The following is a 17,069-nucleotide window of genomic DNA, read 5'->3' on the forward strand; positions in this document are numbered from 1 at the left end:
CCTTTACGAGCGCTTCAGAACTTCATTCCAATTTTAGGTTTTCATTCTAGGTTGTCTTAATGCCGGCGCATGAAGAGCAGATGTCAGGAGGTACCGCGCCAGGGCGTGTGCTTTCGCGCGCCCTGCTTTTGGCCATGATCTGCTCAACCGCGCTTGTCGCCGAGGCCGGAAATGCTGCTGCTTTCGAGCTTTTCGGCATCAAGCTGTGGGGATCGTCGAAAGACGAGGACGCCGACATCGTCGACCCCCTGCGCTATGCCGTCACCATTTCCGCGCCAGATGCCGACAAGGATCTCGTCAAGAAGCTCGAAAATGCCTCGGCCCTAAACAGTGACGAGGAACACCCGGTTTCCGGCTCGCTCGGGCTGATGGCCAAGGCGCGTAGCGACCGTGAGCAGCTGGTCGCGGCGCTCTATGCCGATGCCCGCTATGAAGGCGTCGTCACCATCACCATCGACGGCAAGCCGCTCGACGATTTGCCGCCAGATGCCGAATTCAAGGGCCCGCAGCCGGTACCTGTGGTCATCGATATCGCCAGCGGGCCGAAATTCACTCTCGGCGATATCCGGTTGGAGGGTGACGCGGCGGGGCTGATGAGCGCTGATTATGGCCTGATCGCCGGCGGTGACGCCGGGTCCGGCGCCGTGCTCAAGGCCGAGGCGCTGATCGTTCGGGCGCTGAAGCAGGAGGGCAGGCCGCTGGCCAAGGTGACCGAACGCCAGATCGTCGCCGACCATGCCACCTCGACGCTCGACGTGACGCTGACGGTCGCCGCCGGGCCGGTCGCCGGCTATGGTGACACCACGGTGGAAGGCACCGAGAAGGTCGATCGCGACTTCACCGAATACATGACCGGCCTCAAGCGCGGCCGGCAATATTCACCCGACGAGATCAGCGATGCGCGCGACCGGTTGCTGGCGCTCGAGGTGTTCAACAGCGTGACGTTCAAGGAAGCCGACAAGCTCGATGCCGACGGCAACATTCCGATCGGCGTCCAGGTCAGCGAGCGCAAGCCACGCTATTTCGGTGTCGGCGGCACCTTCTCCAACACCGATGGCCTCGGCCTGGAGGGCTATTGGGGCCACCGCAACCTGTTTGGCCGGGCCGAAAAKCTGCGCATCGAAGGGGCCATCAGCGGTATCGGCAGCAACGACCTCAGCGAGCTCAACTACAATGCTGGCATCATGTTCGAAAAACCGGGCGTAATCGGGCCCGCCTCGAAGTTCTTCGCCAGGTTCAAGACCGTGCTCGAGCATCCGGACGCCTATGACCATTTCTCCGTGAAAGGCAGCACCGGCCTGTCCTACGAACTCACCAAGAAGCAGACGGTTTCGGCGGAAGTGTCGCTCGACTATTCGCGAATCCACGATGCTTTCGGCAAGCACAAATATCTGATCGCCAGCATTCCGCTGCAGTATGTCTACGATAACCGCGACAACCGGCTGAACCCCACTGGCGGCTTCCGGGTGCTGGCCTATGCCGAGCCGAGCTACGACATTCTGAACGGTGCGGCCTTCCTCAAGCTCAAGGGCGAGGGTTCAGCCTATCAGTCGCTGGATTCGGCTTCGAAGTTCGTGCTGGCCGAGCGTGTGGCCGTCGGCTCGATAGTTGGCACCAGCCTCGAAAATGTACCAGCCGACCGGCGCTTCTATTCCGGCGGCGGTGGTTCGGTGCGCGGCTATGCCTATCAAGGCATCGGCCCCAAGGATTTCACCGGCCAGCCGATCGGTGGTCTGTCTTTCTTCGAGACCTCGGTCGAAATGCGCATCGCCATCACCGACACGATAGGTATCGTGCCGTTCGTCGATGCTGGCACGGTGTCGACCAAATCGGTGCCCAATTTCTCCGATGTCAAAGTCGGCGCCGGTGTCGGCTTGCGCTATGTCACGCCATTCGGGCCGCTGCGCATCGACGCGGCCATACCGCTCAATCGAGATCCAGACGATCCGCATTTCGGCATCTATGCCGGCATCGGACAGGCGTTCTGAGCGATGAAGATATTCAGGCGCATCCTTCGCATTGTCCTCTACACGCTGCTCATCGCTGTCGCCGGGGCGATCGGCGCGCTGGTGGTGCTGACCAAGACCGAGCGCGGACGCGACAATCTTGCCGGCATCATTTCGCGGCTGGCCTCGAGCGATGACCGCAAGATCACCGTCAGCGGTATCGACGGCATCTGGTCGGGCGCGCTCAGCGTCGACCATGTCGTGCTGGAAGACCGTGAAGGCGCCTGGCTGGTGGCGCGCAAGGTCGCCGTCGACTGGTCGCCCCTGGCGCTGCTGTCGAAAAGCTTCAGCGCCGACCGCATCGCCGCCGGACGCATCGAACTGGCCCGGTTGCCGGTGGCCAGCACGCAGCCGGCGCAGAGTGGCGGCACGACGACGCTGCCGGTCTCGCTTGACATCAAGCAGATCGACCTTCCCGAAATCGCGCTCGGCCAGGATCTGGCCGGCAGCGGCATCGCCGAACTTGCCGCCAAGGGCATGCTCAAGGTCGACGCCGCGCCGCTGGCGGTCGAGACGACGCTCAACGTCACCCGCCATGACGGCAAGCAAGGCAATGTCGACGCCAAAGTCCATTTCGCGCCAGCCGACAACAAGCTCGACCTCGATCTGAAGGCATCGGAGCCGGCGGGCGGCATCATCGCCAACCTGCTCAATCTGCCTGATACGCCGCCGGTCGACATCATTGTCTCGGGGACGGGCCCGCTGGCCAACTGGAGCGGCATCGGGACCTTCGTTGTCGACGGCCAGATCGTCACCCAGCTCACCGGGCGCCACCAACTGACCGACAAGGGCAATCACATCGAGGCCAAGGGCGACGGTGATTTCGCGCGCTTCCTGCCGGAGAATTTGAAGCCGCTGTTTGCCGGCAAGACCAGCTTCGATGTCGCCGGCACCGCCACATCGGCCGGCGGTGTCAGTGTCGACCGCGCCAGCATCGACAGCGATGCGGTGCACGGCACCGCATCCGGCATCGTCGATCCTGCCGGTGCCAGCGATCTCGCGGTCGAACTCGCCGCCAAGGGCCCGCCTGTGGTGATCAGCGTTGGCAACAAGGCGCAGCCAATCATGCTGGCGATCAACAACGCCACCGCGCGCGCGTTCGGCGACGGCAAGACGCCGATCATCGACATCGGCGCCTCCTTCGTTTCGATCGTCGCCGGCGGCACGCGGCTGGACGATCTGGCGGCGCAGATCCATTCGGACGGCTTCGATATCCAGAATCGCGCCGGGCCGGTCACCGTCAGGCTGGCGGCGGGCGGCCTCAAAACCGACGTGGCGACACTGGCGCCGCTGGTCACCGGCAAGGTCAATGTCGATCTGGCCGGGTCGGTCAGCAAGGACGCCATTGCCATCGACGAAGGCACGCTGCGCTCCGACGCGGTCAACGCCTCGCTGACCGCCACGGTGGCGCTTGCCGACCTGTCGATGCAGCTCAAGATGAATGCCGATGCGGTGGCGACGGCCTTGCCGCCGCAGATCGCCTCGGTGCTCGGCGCCCGGGTGAAATTCTCGGCCGCGGCGACGCGCGATCCGCAGGGATCCTTTGCCGCCAACTCGATCTCACTCACCTCCGGCACGCTCAGCGCCAGCGGCACCGCCAGCGCGCAAGGCGCCGACATCCAGGCCGATATCAAGGGCAAGCTGGGCGACGTTTCGGTGCTGTCGCCAATGGTTGGCGTGCCGGTGGCCGGCGGCGTCGATTTTGCACTGTCGGCAAGCGGCGCCAGGACGGCGCCGGATTTCACGGTCTCCGCCGACAGCGACAGCCTGACGGCCTCGGGCCGCACGGTGAAGGGCATAAAGCTGACGGCAAGCGGCAAGGCCGACATTGCCAGCCCCTCCGCCAATGTCTCGCTGACCGGTTCCGTCAACGACCAGCCGCTGGACATCAAGGCGGCGCTGGTGACCAGCGAAGGCAAGCGTTCGATCAATGGGTTCCTGGTTTCGCTTGGCGACAACAAGGTCTCGGGCGACCTCGCGCTGGATGACAAATTCATGCCCTTGGGCACGCTGACGCTCGCCGCGCCTGCTATCGACCAATTGGCCGCGCTCGCCGGCCAGGCGGTGACGGGCGACATCGACGGCACCATCCGCTTCGCCAGGGATGGCGACGCGCCCTCGGTGGCTATCGACGCCAAGAGCACGGCGATCGCGCGCGGCGAAGTGACGGCCAAGGCAATCACCGTCAATGCGCTGATTGCCAATTATCTCAAGGCGCCGGCGATCGCCGGTTCAATCAAGGCCGACAGCGTCACCTCGGGAACCACGGAAATCGGCGGCATCGGCGTCGACCTGAAGCGCGATGGCGACTGGACCAATTTTACCGGTGGTGCCACCATATCGGGCATTCCGGCGACCGCTGCCGGCCGGGTCAAGATCGCGGACGGGACGACCAGCATTGAGATCGCTTCGGGTGAAGCCACGGTTCGCGGCATCAAGGCCGCTATCGCGCAGCCATCGACGTTGAGCATTGCCAATGGCACAACCAGCATCGAAAAACTGGCGCTCGATGTCGGTGGCGGCTCGGTGACGCTATCCGGCACCGCCGGCCAGGCTCTCGATCTCGCGGCGCAATTTTCGGCACTGCCGGCAGCGCTCGCCAATGATTTTTCGCCCGGTCTCGATGCCGTGGGCACGCTCGGCGGAACCGCTGAAGTGACCGGGTCGCCATCTGCGCCCGAGGTTCGGTTCGACGCACAACTGGCCGGCGTCGAAACCAGCCAGACCCGGCAGGCCGGGCTCGGGCCGCTCGCCGTCGATGCAGCCGGCAGCTACACCATGGCCGGCGGCGTCGTGCTCGATCATGCGACGCTCACAGGCGACAAGATTTCCGGCAAGGCGGCGGGCACCCTCAACCCGAACGGCGCCAGCGATTTTGCCCTCGATCTCGCCTCGGCCGGAACCAGCCTGCCGCTGACGCTGGGCAGCGCGGAAAGCCCTATCAGGCTCGAACTGCAGACGCTGTCGGCAAGGGCAGCGGGGCAGGGCACGCAGCCGCGGCTCGATATTTCGGCGGCGCTGCCGTCGGTCGCCACCAAGCTGACCAAGGTCGAGGGCGTCGCTGTCGCCCTGCATTCCGATGCTTTCGATCTGAAGGCCCGGACGGGACCGATCTCCGGTACAGTGTCGGCCGACCAGATTGGCCTCGACAACCCAACCATCGCGCCACTGATCGCCGGCAAGGTCACGGCCAAGGTTGCCGGCAGCCTCGCCAAGGATGCCATCACCATCGACAGCGGCTCGGTGACGAGCGATGCGCTGAACAGCGGCTTTAGCGGCCGGGTATCGCTGGCCGACGGCGCCATCGAGCTCAATTTGAAAGCCGACGCCGCCTCCGCGGCGCTACCGGCGGCGGTGCGCGGCGTGCTTGCCGAACGCGCGGAACTGAGTGCTGCGCTGAAGCGCGATGCGTCGGGCAATGTCAATGTCGACGGATTGAAGCTGGCCTCCGGTGCACTGACTGCCGAGGGGCAGGCAAGCCTTGCCGACAACAAGGTCGCCGCCGACATCAAGGGCGCGCTAAGCGACATCTCGCTGCTCTCGAAAGACGCCAAGGGCGCCATCGGCTTCGCCTTGAACGCACAGGGCCCCGCGACCGCGCCCGATCTGTCGCTAACGGTCGACAGCGATCGGCTTTTGGTGGCCGCGCGCGAGATCACCGGGCTGAAGCTCACCGCCACCGGCAAGGCCGATGCCGCCAACCCAGCGGCGAATGTGCAGCTCACCGGCAATGTGGCCGGCCAGGCGCTGCAAGGCAGTGCGGTGCTGGCGACGGCGGATGGCAAAAGCGCCATCAACGGCCTGCTGCTGTCGCTCGGCAAGAACAGGATCTCCGGCGATCTGGCGCTGGACGAGAAGTTCGTGCCGGTCGGCACCATCGCGCTCGACCTGCCCGATATCGGCCCACTGGCGGCACTTGCGCTGGAAAAGGCGGAAGGCGACGTGCGTGGCACCATCGCCTTTTCCAAGAATGGCACCGCGCCGCAAGTCGCGATCAAGGCGGCGACGGCGTCGATCTCGCGCGGCGATCTGCAGGCAAAGGCCGTTTCCGTCGATGCGCTCATCGCCAATTATCTCGCTGCTCCGGTGATTTCCGGAAAGATCCGCGCCGACACCGTCACATCAGGCGGCACCGTGATCAGCGGCATAAATGTGGATTTGAAGCGCGATGGCGACTGGACCGGCTTTTCCGGTGGCGCCACCGTAAAAGGCATCCCGGCGCAGGCCGCTGGCCGGGTGAAAGTGGCCAACGGCACGACCACCATCGAGCTTGCTTCCGGCCAGGCCACGGTCAAGGGCATCAAGGCGGCCATAGCCCAGGCCTCGACCGTCAGCATTGCCAATGGCACGACGACGCTGGACCGGCTGGTGCTCAACCTGGGCGGCGGCACGGCGACGGTGACCGGCAAGGTCGGCACGGCGCTCGACATCAACGCGACGCTGGCGCGAGTGCCGATGTCACTTGCCAACAGTTTCTCGCCGGGCCTCGATGCCGCCGGTTCGATCTCGGGCACAGCCAAGGTGACGGGTGCGCCGGCGAGCCCCGCTGTTGCCTTCAACATCGATGCGACCGGCGTGCAGACGTCGCAGACCCGGGGTGCGGGTGTCGGTGCGGTGAGTGTTTCTTCGTCCGGCACCTTCGCCGCCAACAAGCTGACCTTCAACGCCAATGTCAGTGATGGAGCCGGCCTTGGCCTCAAGGGCGGCGGCACCGTGACGACGGCAGGCACGCCGGCGCTGGTGCTCGATTTCAATGGCGCCGTGCCGTTCGGCCTGCTCAGCCAGAAGCTTGCCGCGCAGGGGCTGTCCCTGTCTGGAACGGCAAATGTCAATGTGCAGGTTCGCGGTCCGGCGACATCGCCTGTCATCGGCGGCTCGGTCAGCACCTCCGGCGCGCGGCTGGTCGACGCGCGCTCGGGCCTTGCGGTCAACGATATCGCCGCCGACGTATCGATCGCCGGCGGCGTCGCAAGGATCAACCGGCTGACCGGCACGCTGTCGACGCGCGGCAGCCTGTCGGCCAGCGGCACGGTCGGCATCAACCCGGCGCAAGGGTTTCCGGCCGATCTGTCGATCAAGCTGGTCGACGGCCGTTATACGGACGGCCGGGTGGTGACCGCCAATCTCGGCGGCGACCTGACGATCAAGGGGCCGCTGACCTCCGCACCGGTGATTGCCGGCACCATCAATCTCGCCAAGACGGTGATCACGGTTCCAGACAGGCTGCCAGGTTCGCTTGCGGCACTCGACGTCAAGCACAAGAATGCGCCGGGTGCCGTGCGGGCGCAGGACAAGGCGCTGCGCCCGCCGACGACCAGTGGCGGTGGCGGCGGCAGCGGCCTCGTCCTCGATGTCACGGTCAACGCGCCGAACCAGATCTTCATCCAGGGCAGGGGCGTCGATGCCGAACTCGGCGGCTCGCTCCGGCTGACCGGCCCGGCTTCGTCGCCGCAAGCGGTCGGCACCTTCACCCTGCAGCGCGGGCGGCTGTCGATTCTCGGCAAGCGGCTGACCTTCACCGAAGGCACGGTCGGCTTCTCCGGCTCGCTGGTGCCTTACCTTAATTTGACGGCGACAACGACGACGACCTCCACCACCGTCACCATCGTGGTGTCGGGTGAGGCGACCAATCCGAAATTCACCTTCTCCTCGGTGCCGGCGCTGCCCGAGGATGAGGTGCTGGCGCAGCTGATCTTCGGGCGCTCGATGTCCAACCTGTCGCCGCTGCAGATCGCCCAGCTCGCCGAAGCGGCCGGGCAACTGGCCGGGGTCGGCGGCTCGACGTCGCTGCTTGAAAACCTGCGCAGTGCGATCGGCGTCGACGATCTCGACGTCACCACCGACGACCAGGGCGGCACGGCGGTTTCGGCGGGCAAGTATCTGAACGACCGCACGTACGTGACGATCCAGAAAGGCGACAAGCCCGGTTCCGGCAAGGCGACCATCGACCTCAATGTCGGGCGCGGCGTCAAACTGCGCGGCGAGGCCAATGATGCCGGCGAGGCCAAGGGCGGCATCTTCTACGAGAAAGAATACTGATATTCGACGGGGCTTTTGGCCCCATGACGGCCCAAGGCTGGCGCTGTTCGGCCTTCAGTAAATGTCTCAGTTTATTCGACTATCGAGATTCCAGAGGAATCAGTCGGGCAGTAGCAATTTTGCGCCAAGACTGTCGTTATCACGCGAACCGCCCGCTTTCCAAAGTTGCACATTCGCTAACATGTTCCAATCCATACCGGCTTTGACATCATGGCCTGGATGCGGAATGTTAAAAGGCGGAAAGCCAACAATGGGAGTTAAGTCATGACAATTTATAAGAGTAACGGCGATCGCGTTCCCGATCACATCCTGGCCATGGCCGAAGACGCCAAGGCAGGCACGGTGGATCGCCGCGAATTCCTGGCCATGGCCAGCGTGTTCGGCGCGTCGACGGCAATGGCTTACGGCTTGCTCGGCCTCGCCGACCCGACGCCGGCGAAGGCCGAAGAGGTAAAAGGCAAGAAGGGCGGCACGCTGAAGATCGCCCAGTGGATCAAGGATCCGAAGGACCCGCGCAAAGCCGACTGGTCGGAAATCGCTAATGCCGAGCGCCAGGCGCTCGAGCCGCTGGTCAAGTACACATCCGAATACACGTTCCGCCCCTATCTGCTGGAAAGCTGGGACGTGAACGACGACGCCACGCAGTACACGCTGCATGTGCGCAAGGGCGTCACCTGGTCGAATGGCGACCCCTTCACCGCCGATGACGTCATCTTCAATCTCAAGCGCTGGGCCGACAAGAAGGCCGAAGGCAATTCCATGCCCGGCCGTCTCGGCTCGCTGGTCAAGGACGACAAGCTCGACGAAAGCGCCGTCACCAAGCCGGACGACCACACGGTCGTGCTGAAGCTCTCCAAGCCCGATATCGCACTCATCCCCAACATGTGCGACTATCCCGGCCTGATCGTTCACAAGAGCTTCGATGAGAAGGGCGGCGATTTCAAATCCTGCCCGATCGGCACCGGCCCGTTCGAACTCGTCTCCTACGATGTCGGCCAGAAGGTGGTCTACAAGCGCCGTGCCGACGACAAGTGGTGGGACGGCGAAGTGTTCCTCGATGGCCTGGAATTCATCGACTACGGCACCGATCCGGCAGCCATGGTCAGCGCTTTCGAAGCCGGCGAAGTCCACACCAACTTCGAGACCTCGGCCGACTATGTGTCGATCCTTGACGGCATGGACCTGGTCAAGTCGGAAATCGTCACGGCGTCGACCATCGTTTGCCGCACCAACGTCAACAACAAGCCCTATGGCGATCAGAAGGTGCGCAACGCGTTGCAGCTTGCGGTCGACAACAATGTCGTTCTTCAGCTCGGCTACGGCAATGCCGGCACCGTTGCCGAAAACCACCATGTCTGCCAGATTCACCCGGAATATTTCGAGCTTGCGAAGGTCGCCCGCGATCCGGCCAAGGCAAAGGCGTTGATGGCGGAGGCAGGCCAGGCTGACTTCGAGCACGATCTGATCACCGTCGACGAGGACTGGCACAAGAACACCGGCGATGCGATCGCCGCCCAGATGCGCGACGCCGGCCTCAAGGTGAAGCGCACCGTGCTGCCTGGCTCGACGTTCTGGAACGATTGGACCAAGTATCCGCTGTCGATGACCAACTGGAACATGCGGCCGCTTGGCGTCCAGGTGCTTGCGATCGGCTATCGCACAGGCGAGGCCTGGAACGAGACGGCCTGGTCGAACCCCGACTGGGACGCCAAGCTCAATGCAGCGCTCGCCGTTGCCGACGCCGCCAAGCGCAAGGAAATGATGAAGGACATCGAGCAGATCCTGCAGGATTCCGGCATCTTGATCCAGCCGTACTGGCGCAAGCTCTACAGCCACTCGGTCAAGGCGGTGCAGAACTACAAGATGCATCCGACCTTCGAGCGCGACTACGGCAAGGTCTGGCTCGACCAGGCTTGATCGCACGGACAAGGGGAAGGGGGCATCAGCCCCTTCCCTCGCTGTTGGCATCATCCGTCCCTGTAGGTCCGCTTCTCAAAAAAGTTGCGGACTCCCGGGCAAGGTCATGCAACAAAAACAGGGTTGATCGCATCCGAAGGCCTGTTTGACAGCCAGCCCCGCCGGTCACGGCAGGGTTGGCTTTCATAGCCGGCTCAAACCCCAACCCATCGGCAGGGGACCGCCATGCTTTCTTTCGTTATCAGGCGCCTTGGCACCATGGCATTGACGATGCTGTGCCTGACCATGATCGTCTTCTTCCTGATCAACCTTGAACCCAATCTGAAGAAGCTGGCGATCAGCCAGACCGAAATGCATACCTCGGCCGAGCAGCTCGAAAGCTGGCTGGTCAACCATGGCTACCGGCAGAACTTCTTCGTCCGCTATGGGCAGTGGCTGGGCGTCGTGCCCAAGCAGCCGGTGACCGACCCGGCGACCGGCAAGCCGGCGCAGCGTTTCTCCTTCTGCAACGATCCGGTCGTGCCGACCTTCGCTGGCGTTCTCGAGGGCGATTTCGGCTGCTCTACCAAATTCAAGGCTAGCGTCGCCTCGAAACTGTTTCCCGCCCTTGGCGCGACCGGCACCCTGATGCTCTGCGTGCTGGCGGTAATGGTGCCGATCTCGCTGCTGATCGGCATTCTGGCCGGCATGCGCGAAGGGTCGCGAACCGAYCGSGTGCTRTCGGTGGCCTCGATYGCSTCGACSGCGACRCCCGAATATGTGTCGGGCGTCATCTTCACCGTCATCTTCGCCTCRTGGCTYGGCTGGTTGAACGGYTCGGCGGCMTCGGCCAGCCAGGGCATCACCTTCTACAATTTCACTTTGCCGGTCATGACGCTGGCGATCTACGGCATCGGCTACATCGCCCGCATGACGCGCGCTTCGATGGTCGAGGTGATGACGCAGCAATATATCCGGACCGCCCGATTGAAGGGTCTCTCCTTCGGCAGCGTGGTGGTGAAGCACGCGCTGCGCAATGCGCTGATCGCGCCATTCACCGTCATCATGCTGCAGTTTCCCTGGCTGCTCACTGGCGTCGTCATCGTCGAGGTGATGTTCCGCTACCAAGGCTTCGGCTACACGCTGGTCGAGGCGGCCGGCAACAACGACATCGACCTGCTGCTCGGCTGCTCGCTGGTTTCGGTGTTCATCGTCTTGATCACGCAGCTCATTTCCGATGTCGGCTACGCGTTTCTCAATCCGCGTATCAGAGTTCAGTAGGGGGCGAAGCGGATGCCGATCCAATACATCAGTGCGTTCACCGTCGTTCTCGAAGTGCTGTCGCGCTTCTGGCCGGTCTGGATCGCGCTCCTCATCGTCATGGGAGCGAGCTTCGCCTACAAGAAGAAGCTGGCGCTCTACGGCCAGCTGTTCGACAGCGGCGTAGGCATAGTCGGCGTCGGCATCTGCCTGTTCTGGCTGTTCACGGCAATCTTCGCCGCGACCATCTCGCCCTTCGATCCGCTGGCCCAGGTCCCGATCATGAAGGACGTGCTGCCGGGCGCCATCGAACCGCAATCGGGACTGACCTATCTGTTCGGTGGCGACAAGCTGGCGCGCGACGTGTTTTCGCGCATGGTCTATGGCAGCCAGATCGTACTGATCATCGCGCCTGCCGCGACGGGCTTCGCGCTGATGGTCGGCATCACGCTCGGCTTGCCGGCCGGCTACTACGGCGGCAAGATCGACACAGTGCTGTCGTTCCTGGCCAATCTGGTGCTGGCCTTCCCGGTGATCCTGCTGTTCTACCTGCTGGTGACGCCGGGCATCATGGACACGCCGATCCCCTATGCGATGGCCGGCGTGTTCTTCCTGTTTCCGATCATCTTCTTCAGCGTGCTGTTCTGGACGCGCTACAAGAACCGGCCCGATCGGCTCTACATCCTGCTCGGCATCACCCTGATCGTCGGTGGCTGGATCTATGCCGGCCTGGTGTTCGACGCCGATCCGCTGAAGATCGTGCACATCGACCCCAACCAGCTCAACATCTTCGTGGCGGTGGTGTTCGCCTCCAGCCCCGGCGTGTTTCGTATCGTGCGCGGCCTGGTGATGGACATCAAGACGCGCGATTATGTGGCGGCGGCACAGACGCGGGGTGAATCGCCCTGGTACATCATGCTGTGGGAGATCCTGCCCAATGCACGCGGGCCGCTGATCGTCGATGCCTGCCTGCGCATCGGTTACACCACGATCCTGCTCGGCACGCTCGGTTATTTCGGCCTTGGCCTGGCGCCCGAAAGTCCGGACTGGGGCACCGCGATCAAGGACGCCAGCCGCCTGCTGCGCTCCTTCATCCACCCGGCGCTGCCGCCGACGATCGCACTGATGTCGTTCGTGCTGGGCTTGAACCTGTTGGCCGACTCGCTGCGCGAACAATCGATGAAAGACTGATGGACGGATCTTCAACCCCAAGAGCGAAGAGCCGGCCTGAAACAAGGATTGGAGCGACCCATGAATGAGGCAGTTCGAAATCCCGCCAAGCCGACCAATGGGCCGATCATCGAGATCGAAAACCTGTCGATCTCCTTCTTCACCCGCAAGGGCGAAATCCCGGCGGTCATGGATTTTTCCTGCACGGTCATGCCGGGCGAGGCGATGGGCATCGTCGGCGAATCCGGCTGCGGCAAGTCGACCGTGTCGCTCGGCATCATGCGCGACCTCTCCAACATCGGAAAGATCGTCGGCGGCAAGATCAAGTTCCAGGGCAAGGACATGGGCGAGCTCTCCGATGAGGAGCTGCGCGCCATCCGCGGGAACAAGATCGCCATGATCTACCAGGAACCGATGGCGAGCCTCAATCCGGCGATGAAGGTCGGCCAGCAATTGATGGAAGTGCCGCTGATCCACGACAAGGTGTCGAAGGAAGAGGCTTACAAACGGGCGCTCGAAATGGTGCGTTCGGTCAAGCTTCCCGACCCCGAGCGCATGATGCGCTCCTATCCGCACCAGCTCTCCGGCGGTCAGCAGCAGCGTATCGTCATCGCCATGGCGCTTCTGTCGAAGCCGGCGCTGCTTTTGCTGGACGAGCCGACGACGGCGCTCGACGTGACAGTCGAGGCGGGCATCGTCGACCTGGTCAAGGGGCTGGGCGAGAAGTTCGGCACCTCGATGATCTTCGTGTCGCACAATCTGGGTCTCATCCTGGAGACCTGCGACCGCATCACGGTGATGTATTCGGGCGAGGCGGTGGAGACCGGCAAGATCAAGGACGTGTTCGACCGCATGCGCCATCCCTATACGCAAGGGTTGTTCCGCTCGATCCCGCTGCCCGGCGCTGACAAGAATTCACGGCCGCTGATCTCGATTCCCGGACAGCTGCCGCTGCCGCATGAGCGGCCCAAAGGCTGCAATTTCGGCCCGCGCTGTCACCATTTCGTCGAGGGCGTCTGCAATGCCGCCGAGATCCCGATGATCGAGGTCGCGGGCCACGAAGGCCATTTCTCGCGCTGCGTGCGTTTCAACGAGATCGACTGGGAGGCCCTGCCGCCCGGCGCCAAGAAGGTCAATGAGCGCGTCGTGCCCGGCGCGCCGGTGCTCAAGATCGAGGATCTGAGAAAATACTACAAGGTCGGCGGCAGTGAGGTGTTCGGCTCGAGCGAAGGCCGCGTCGTCAAGGCCAACGAGACGATCTCGTTCATGGCGCGCGAATCCGAGACGGTCGCCATCGTCGGTGAATCCGGCTGTGGAAAGTCGACATTGGCCAAGGTGCTGCTCGGGCTTGAGACGGCAAGCTCCGGCAGCGTGACGCTGGGCAATACGGAAATCCAGTCGACCGGCATCGAGAAGCGCAGCGTCGACACCGTGTCGTCGATCCAGATGGTGTTCCAGAACCCGTTCGACACGCTCAATCCCAGCCATTCGGTCGGTTCGCAGATCATCCGCACGCTGGAGAAATTCAACGTCGGCAAGACGGTTGCCGACCGCCGCAAGCGCATGCTGGAACTGCTCGACCTGGTGAAGCTGCCGCGGGCGTTCGAGACCCGCAAGCCGCGCCAGTTGTCCGGCGGCCAGAAGCAGCGCATCGGCGTGGCGCGGGCCTTTGCCGGCGACGCCAAGGTGGTGGTGGCCGACGAGCCGGTGTCGGCGCTCGACGTGTCCGTGCAGGCGGCGGTGACCGAACTCTTGATGGACATCCAGCGCAAGAACAAGACGACGATGCTGTTCATCAGCCACGATCTGTCGGTCGTGCGCTACATCGCCGACCGTGTCGTCGTGATGTATCTCGGCTACATCGTCGAGCAAGGCACGACCGACCAGATCTTCGCGCCGCCCTATCACCCCTATACCGAGGCGCTGCTGTCGGCGATCCCGATCGCCGACACCAGCGTGGTGAAGCGGCACATCGTGCTGGAGGGCGACATTCCTTCGGCGATGAACCCGCCGTCGGGCTGTCCGTTCCAGACACGCTGCGGCTACAAGAAACTTGTGCCGGACAATCTGTGCGAGACCAAGGTGCCGCCGGTCAAGAACCTGGGCGACGGCCATATGAGCCTGTGCTGGCTGGCGGACGACGTGCTGGCCAAAATGGAGCCGGTGATCAAGTTCGACAAGGAACACGCCGCGCATGAGGGCGTGCCGGAAGACGCGCCGCGTGTTTCGGAGGCGCCTACGCCCAAGCCCCCACGCGGCAAAAAGCCGAACTGACGGGCGCAGTCGGAGTTAGCGCAGCGGCGCGTTCAGTTGCCGCACTGGCTCAGTTGCTGCGCATAGTCCCGCGCCATCTTTTCGGTGGCCCTCGCATAGCCCTGGACGCCGGCATCGCCGCGGTTGCCGCGGCCATAGGCGGTCCAGCCGAGATAGTAGGCGAGATAGAGATTGTAGGTGTCGTTGCGGGCGACACCATAGCTGTCTGCCGTCTTGGAGTGATACCAGCCGACGAAATCGACGGCGTCGGCAAATTTGGTCCGCCGCGCCGCCCAGTTGCCAGTCTCTCTCTGATATTGCGACCAGGTGCCATCCAGTGCCTGCGAGAAGCCGGTGGCCGACGAGACGTGCTTCCATGGAATGAAGCCGAGCAGCTTGGTGCGCGGCGGCCGGGCGTTGCTCTTGAAGCCGGATTCCTTGCGCACCGTCGCCATCAGCACGGGGACCGGCACGCCGTATTTCTGCTGCGTGTGCTCGGCGGCCGACTGCCAGTTGTCGAACCAGCCATCGTTCTGGTCGAAGACGGCGCAGACATTGTTGATATGACTGGGCGCCGTGGCGCAGGCCGAAAGCGCCAGCAGCACGCAAACCGCACCAATTTTACTAAAACTCGAACTACGCATTGGAGGAGCAATAGGGCGAAAACATAAAAGGAATCTTGCGACGTTCGTTAATGCCTCACCGGCGTAGCTGCTCGACAAAATCCATTGCCAATAACACGACGCATTTTGTCGTTTTTCCTAAACGGACACTGCAGAAATGCCGCCGTGGCTAAAATCACGTCCGCAAACGGCGTATTTCTGACAGCTTGCCCGGTTTGCCGGGGCTTTGATGTCAGGCATGAACGAACCAAGACGCAAGCGCGGCGCCGAGCGCACCAGCAACAGGGGGCCATCGGCCATCCCGCAATTGCCGCTCCGGCGCGTGACCAATCCCTATCCGCCAATGGCAATGCTCTCGGCCGACCAGATCGAGCAGATCCATCAGGCGTCGATGCACATATTGGAGAATTTCGGCATCGAGGTGATGAGCCCGCGCGCGCTATCGCTGTTCGAGAAGGCCGGCGCCAGCGTCGATCATGCCTCGGCGAATGTCCGCATCGATCGCGGCCTCGTCGCCGAGGCGCTGAAGACCACGCAGTCCAGCTATGTGCTGACGCCGCGCAATCCGGCCAACGCCATTCATCTCGGCGGCAACACCATCAATTTCACGCTTGTCGCCGGRCCGCCCAATGTGCATGACATGGAACGCGGCCGCCGCGCCGGCAATCTGCGCGACTATTCCGACCTCACCCGGCTGGCGCAGCACTTCAACTGCATCCACATGCTCGGCAACCAGGTCTGCGCGCCGGTGGAACTGCCGGCGAATTCCCGCCATCTCGACACCTATTTCACCAATCTGACGCTGACCGACAAGAGCTTCCATGTCTCGGCGATCGGGAGGGGTAGGGCGCTGGACGGCATCGAGATGATGGCGATTGCGCGCGGGCTGACGCTGGACCAGATGCGCGACGATCCGGGGATCACCACCATCATCTCGGTCAACTCGCCGCGCCGCTTTGACGAGATGATGGCCGAGGGGCTGATGACCATGGCCGAGTTCGGCCAGTCGGTGGCGGTGACGCCGTTCACGCTGATGGGGGCGATGAGCCCGGTGACGCTGGCCGGCGCGCTGGCGCAACAGAATGCCGAAGCGCTGTTCGGCGTGGTGCTGACGCAGTTGGTGCGCCCCGGTGCGCCGGTCATGTATGGCGCCTTCACTTCCAATGTCGACATGAAGTCGGGCGCGCCGGCCTTCGGCACGCCGGAGAATACCAAGGCCAACATCGCGTCGGGGCAGTTGGCGCGACGCTACAATCTGCCCTACCGCACCACCCCGGGTTCCGCCTCCAACGCCGCCGATGCGCAGGGCGCGTATGAGACGCTGATGGCGCTGTGGGGCGCGGTGCTCGGCCATGGTAATCTCGTCTACCATGCCGCCGGCTGGCAGGAGGGCGGACTGACCGCTTCGTTCGAGAAGCTCATCATCGATGTCGAGATGATCCAGCACATGATGGAGTTCCTGCGCCCGATCGAGGTCAACGAGGCGGAGCTTGCCGTCGAGGCTTTGGGCGCGGTGCCGACCGGCGGCCATTTCTTCGGCGAGCCGCATACGCTCGAGCGTTACGCCACCGCCTTCTACCAGCCGATGCTGTCCAATTGGCAGAATTACGAAGCCTGGCAGGAAGCCGGTGGCCTCGACGCCACGGCGCGGGCGACGCGGCTGTGGAAGAAGGCGCTCGAGGACTATGTCGAGCCGGTGATGGATATCGCCGTGCGCGAGGCGCTCGAGGCCTACATGGCCAAGCGGCGCGAAGCGATCGGGCAGGGCGAGCCGTGATGCCTTGCGTTTCGATTCATCTCACCCATTCAACACACTGATATC

The 17,069-nt window shown here is 63.5% G+C and carries 8 protein-coding genes; 7 read left to right on the forward strand and 1 reads right to left on the reverse strand.

All coding sequences use genetic code 11. The features are described 5' to 3' along the window. Window positions 1-59: 59 nt before the first annotated feature. The 6 genes from AC1DZP_RS09865 to AC1DZP_RS09890 all read left to right on the forward strand — a co-directional run bounded on the left by AC1DZP_RS09865 (window position 60) and on the right by AC1DZP_RS09890 (window position 14,645). Window positions 60-1,988 carry an autotransporter assembly complex protein TamA gene (locus tag AC1DZP_RS09865; protein WP_477301917.1) on the forward strand — a complete coding sequence of 643 codons (1,929 nt, stop codon included), beginning with the start codon at window positions 60-62 and terminating at the stop codon, window positions 1,986-1,988. Between the two features lie 3 nt (window positions 1,989-1,991). Continuing rightward, window positions 1,992-8,045: a translocation/assembly module TamB domain-containing protein gene (locus tag AC1DZP_RS09870; protein WP_477301919.1), complete on the forward strand. Its 6,054-nt coding sequence runs from the start codon at window positions 1,992-1,994 to the stop codon at window positions 8,043-8,045. A 264-nt stretch (window positions 8,046-8,309) separates the two neighbouring features. Next, a complete protein-coding gene (locus AC1DZP_RS09875) occupies window positions 8,310-9,962 on the forward strand; it encodes an ABC transporter substrate-binding protein (RefSeq protein ID WP_477301921.1) in 1,653 nt (550 codons plus the stop codon). A gap of 225 nt (window positions 9,963-10,187) precedes the next feature. Beyond that, the gene (locus AC1DZP_RS09880; RefSeq protein WP_477226940.1) at window positions 10,188-11,222 is read left to right on the forward strand and encodes an ABC transporter permease; all 1,035 of its coding nucleotides are present in this window, start codon (window positions 10,188-10,190) and stop codon (window positions 11,220-11,222) included. A gap of 12 nt (window positions 11,223-11,234) precedes the next feature. Further along, entirely contained in the window at window positions 11,235-12,392 is a 1,158-nt protein-coding gene (locus AC1DZP_RS09885; protein WP_457151197.1) for an ABC transporter permease, read from the forward strand. Window positions 12,393-12,452: 60 nt separating this feature from the next. After that, window positions 12,453-14,645 (forward strand): dipeptide ABC transporter ATP-binding protein, encoded by a 2,193-nt coding sequence (locus AC1DZP_RS09890; RefSeq protein ID WP_477301923.1) that lies wholly within the window; start codon window positions 12,453-12,455, stop codon window positions 14,643-14,645. Window positions 14,646-14,677: 32 nt separating this feature from the next. Here AC1DZP_RS09890 and AC1DZP_RS09895 read toward each other — a convergent pair whose 3' ends face one another. Next, window positions 14,678-15,268, reverse strand: coding sequence for a transglycosylase SLT domain-containing protein (locus AC1DZP_RS09895; protein WP_095091475.1), 591 nt, complete (start codon window positions 15,266-15,268; stop codon window positions 14,678-14,680). 217 nt (window positions 15,269-15,485) lie between these two features. Here AC1DZP_RS09895 and AC1DZP_RS09900 point away from each other — a divergent pair, with 217 nt between their 5' ends. Then, window positions 15,486-17,024: a trimethylamine methyltransferase family protein gene (locus AC1DZP_RS09900; RefSeq protein ID WP_477301925.1), complete on the forward strand. Its 1,539-nt coding sequence runs from the start codon at window positions 15,486-15,488 to the stop codon at window positions 17,022-17,024. Window positions 17,025-17,069: the final 45 nt, after the last annotated feature.

It is taken from the genome of Mesorhizobium sp. P2_F8, from assembly GCF_056403655.1.

What these genes read in the sequence shown, in the direction of transcription:
- AC1DZP_RS09890 (WP_477301923.1), top strand. Translation starts at nt 12,453, where the DNA reads ATGAATGAGGCAGTTCGAAATCCCGCCAAGCCGACCAATGGGCCGATC.
- AC1DZP_RS09885 (WP_457151197.1), top strand. Translation starts at nt 11,235, where the DNA reads ATGCCGATCCAATACATCAGTGCGTTCACCGTCGTTCTCGAAGTGCTG.
- AC1DZP_RS09870 (WP_477301919.1), top strand. Translation starts at nt 1,992, where the DNA reads ATGAAGATATTCAGGCGCATCCTTCGCATTGTCCTCTACACGCTGCTC.
- AC1DZP_RS09895 (WP_095091475.1), bottom strand. Translation starts at nt 15,268, where the DNA reads ATGCGTAGTTCGAGTTTTAGTAAAATTGGTGCGGTTTGCGTGCTGCTG.
- AC1DZP_RS09875 (WP_477301921.1), top strand. Translation starts at nt 8,310, where the DNA reads ATGACAATTTATAAGAGTAACGGCGATCGCGTTCCCGATCACATCCTG.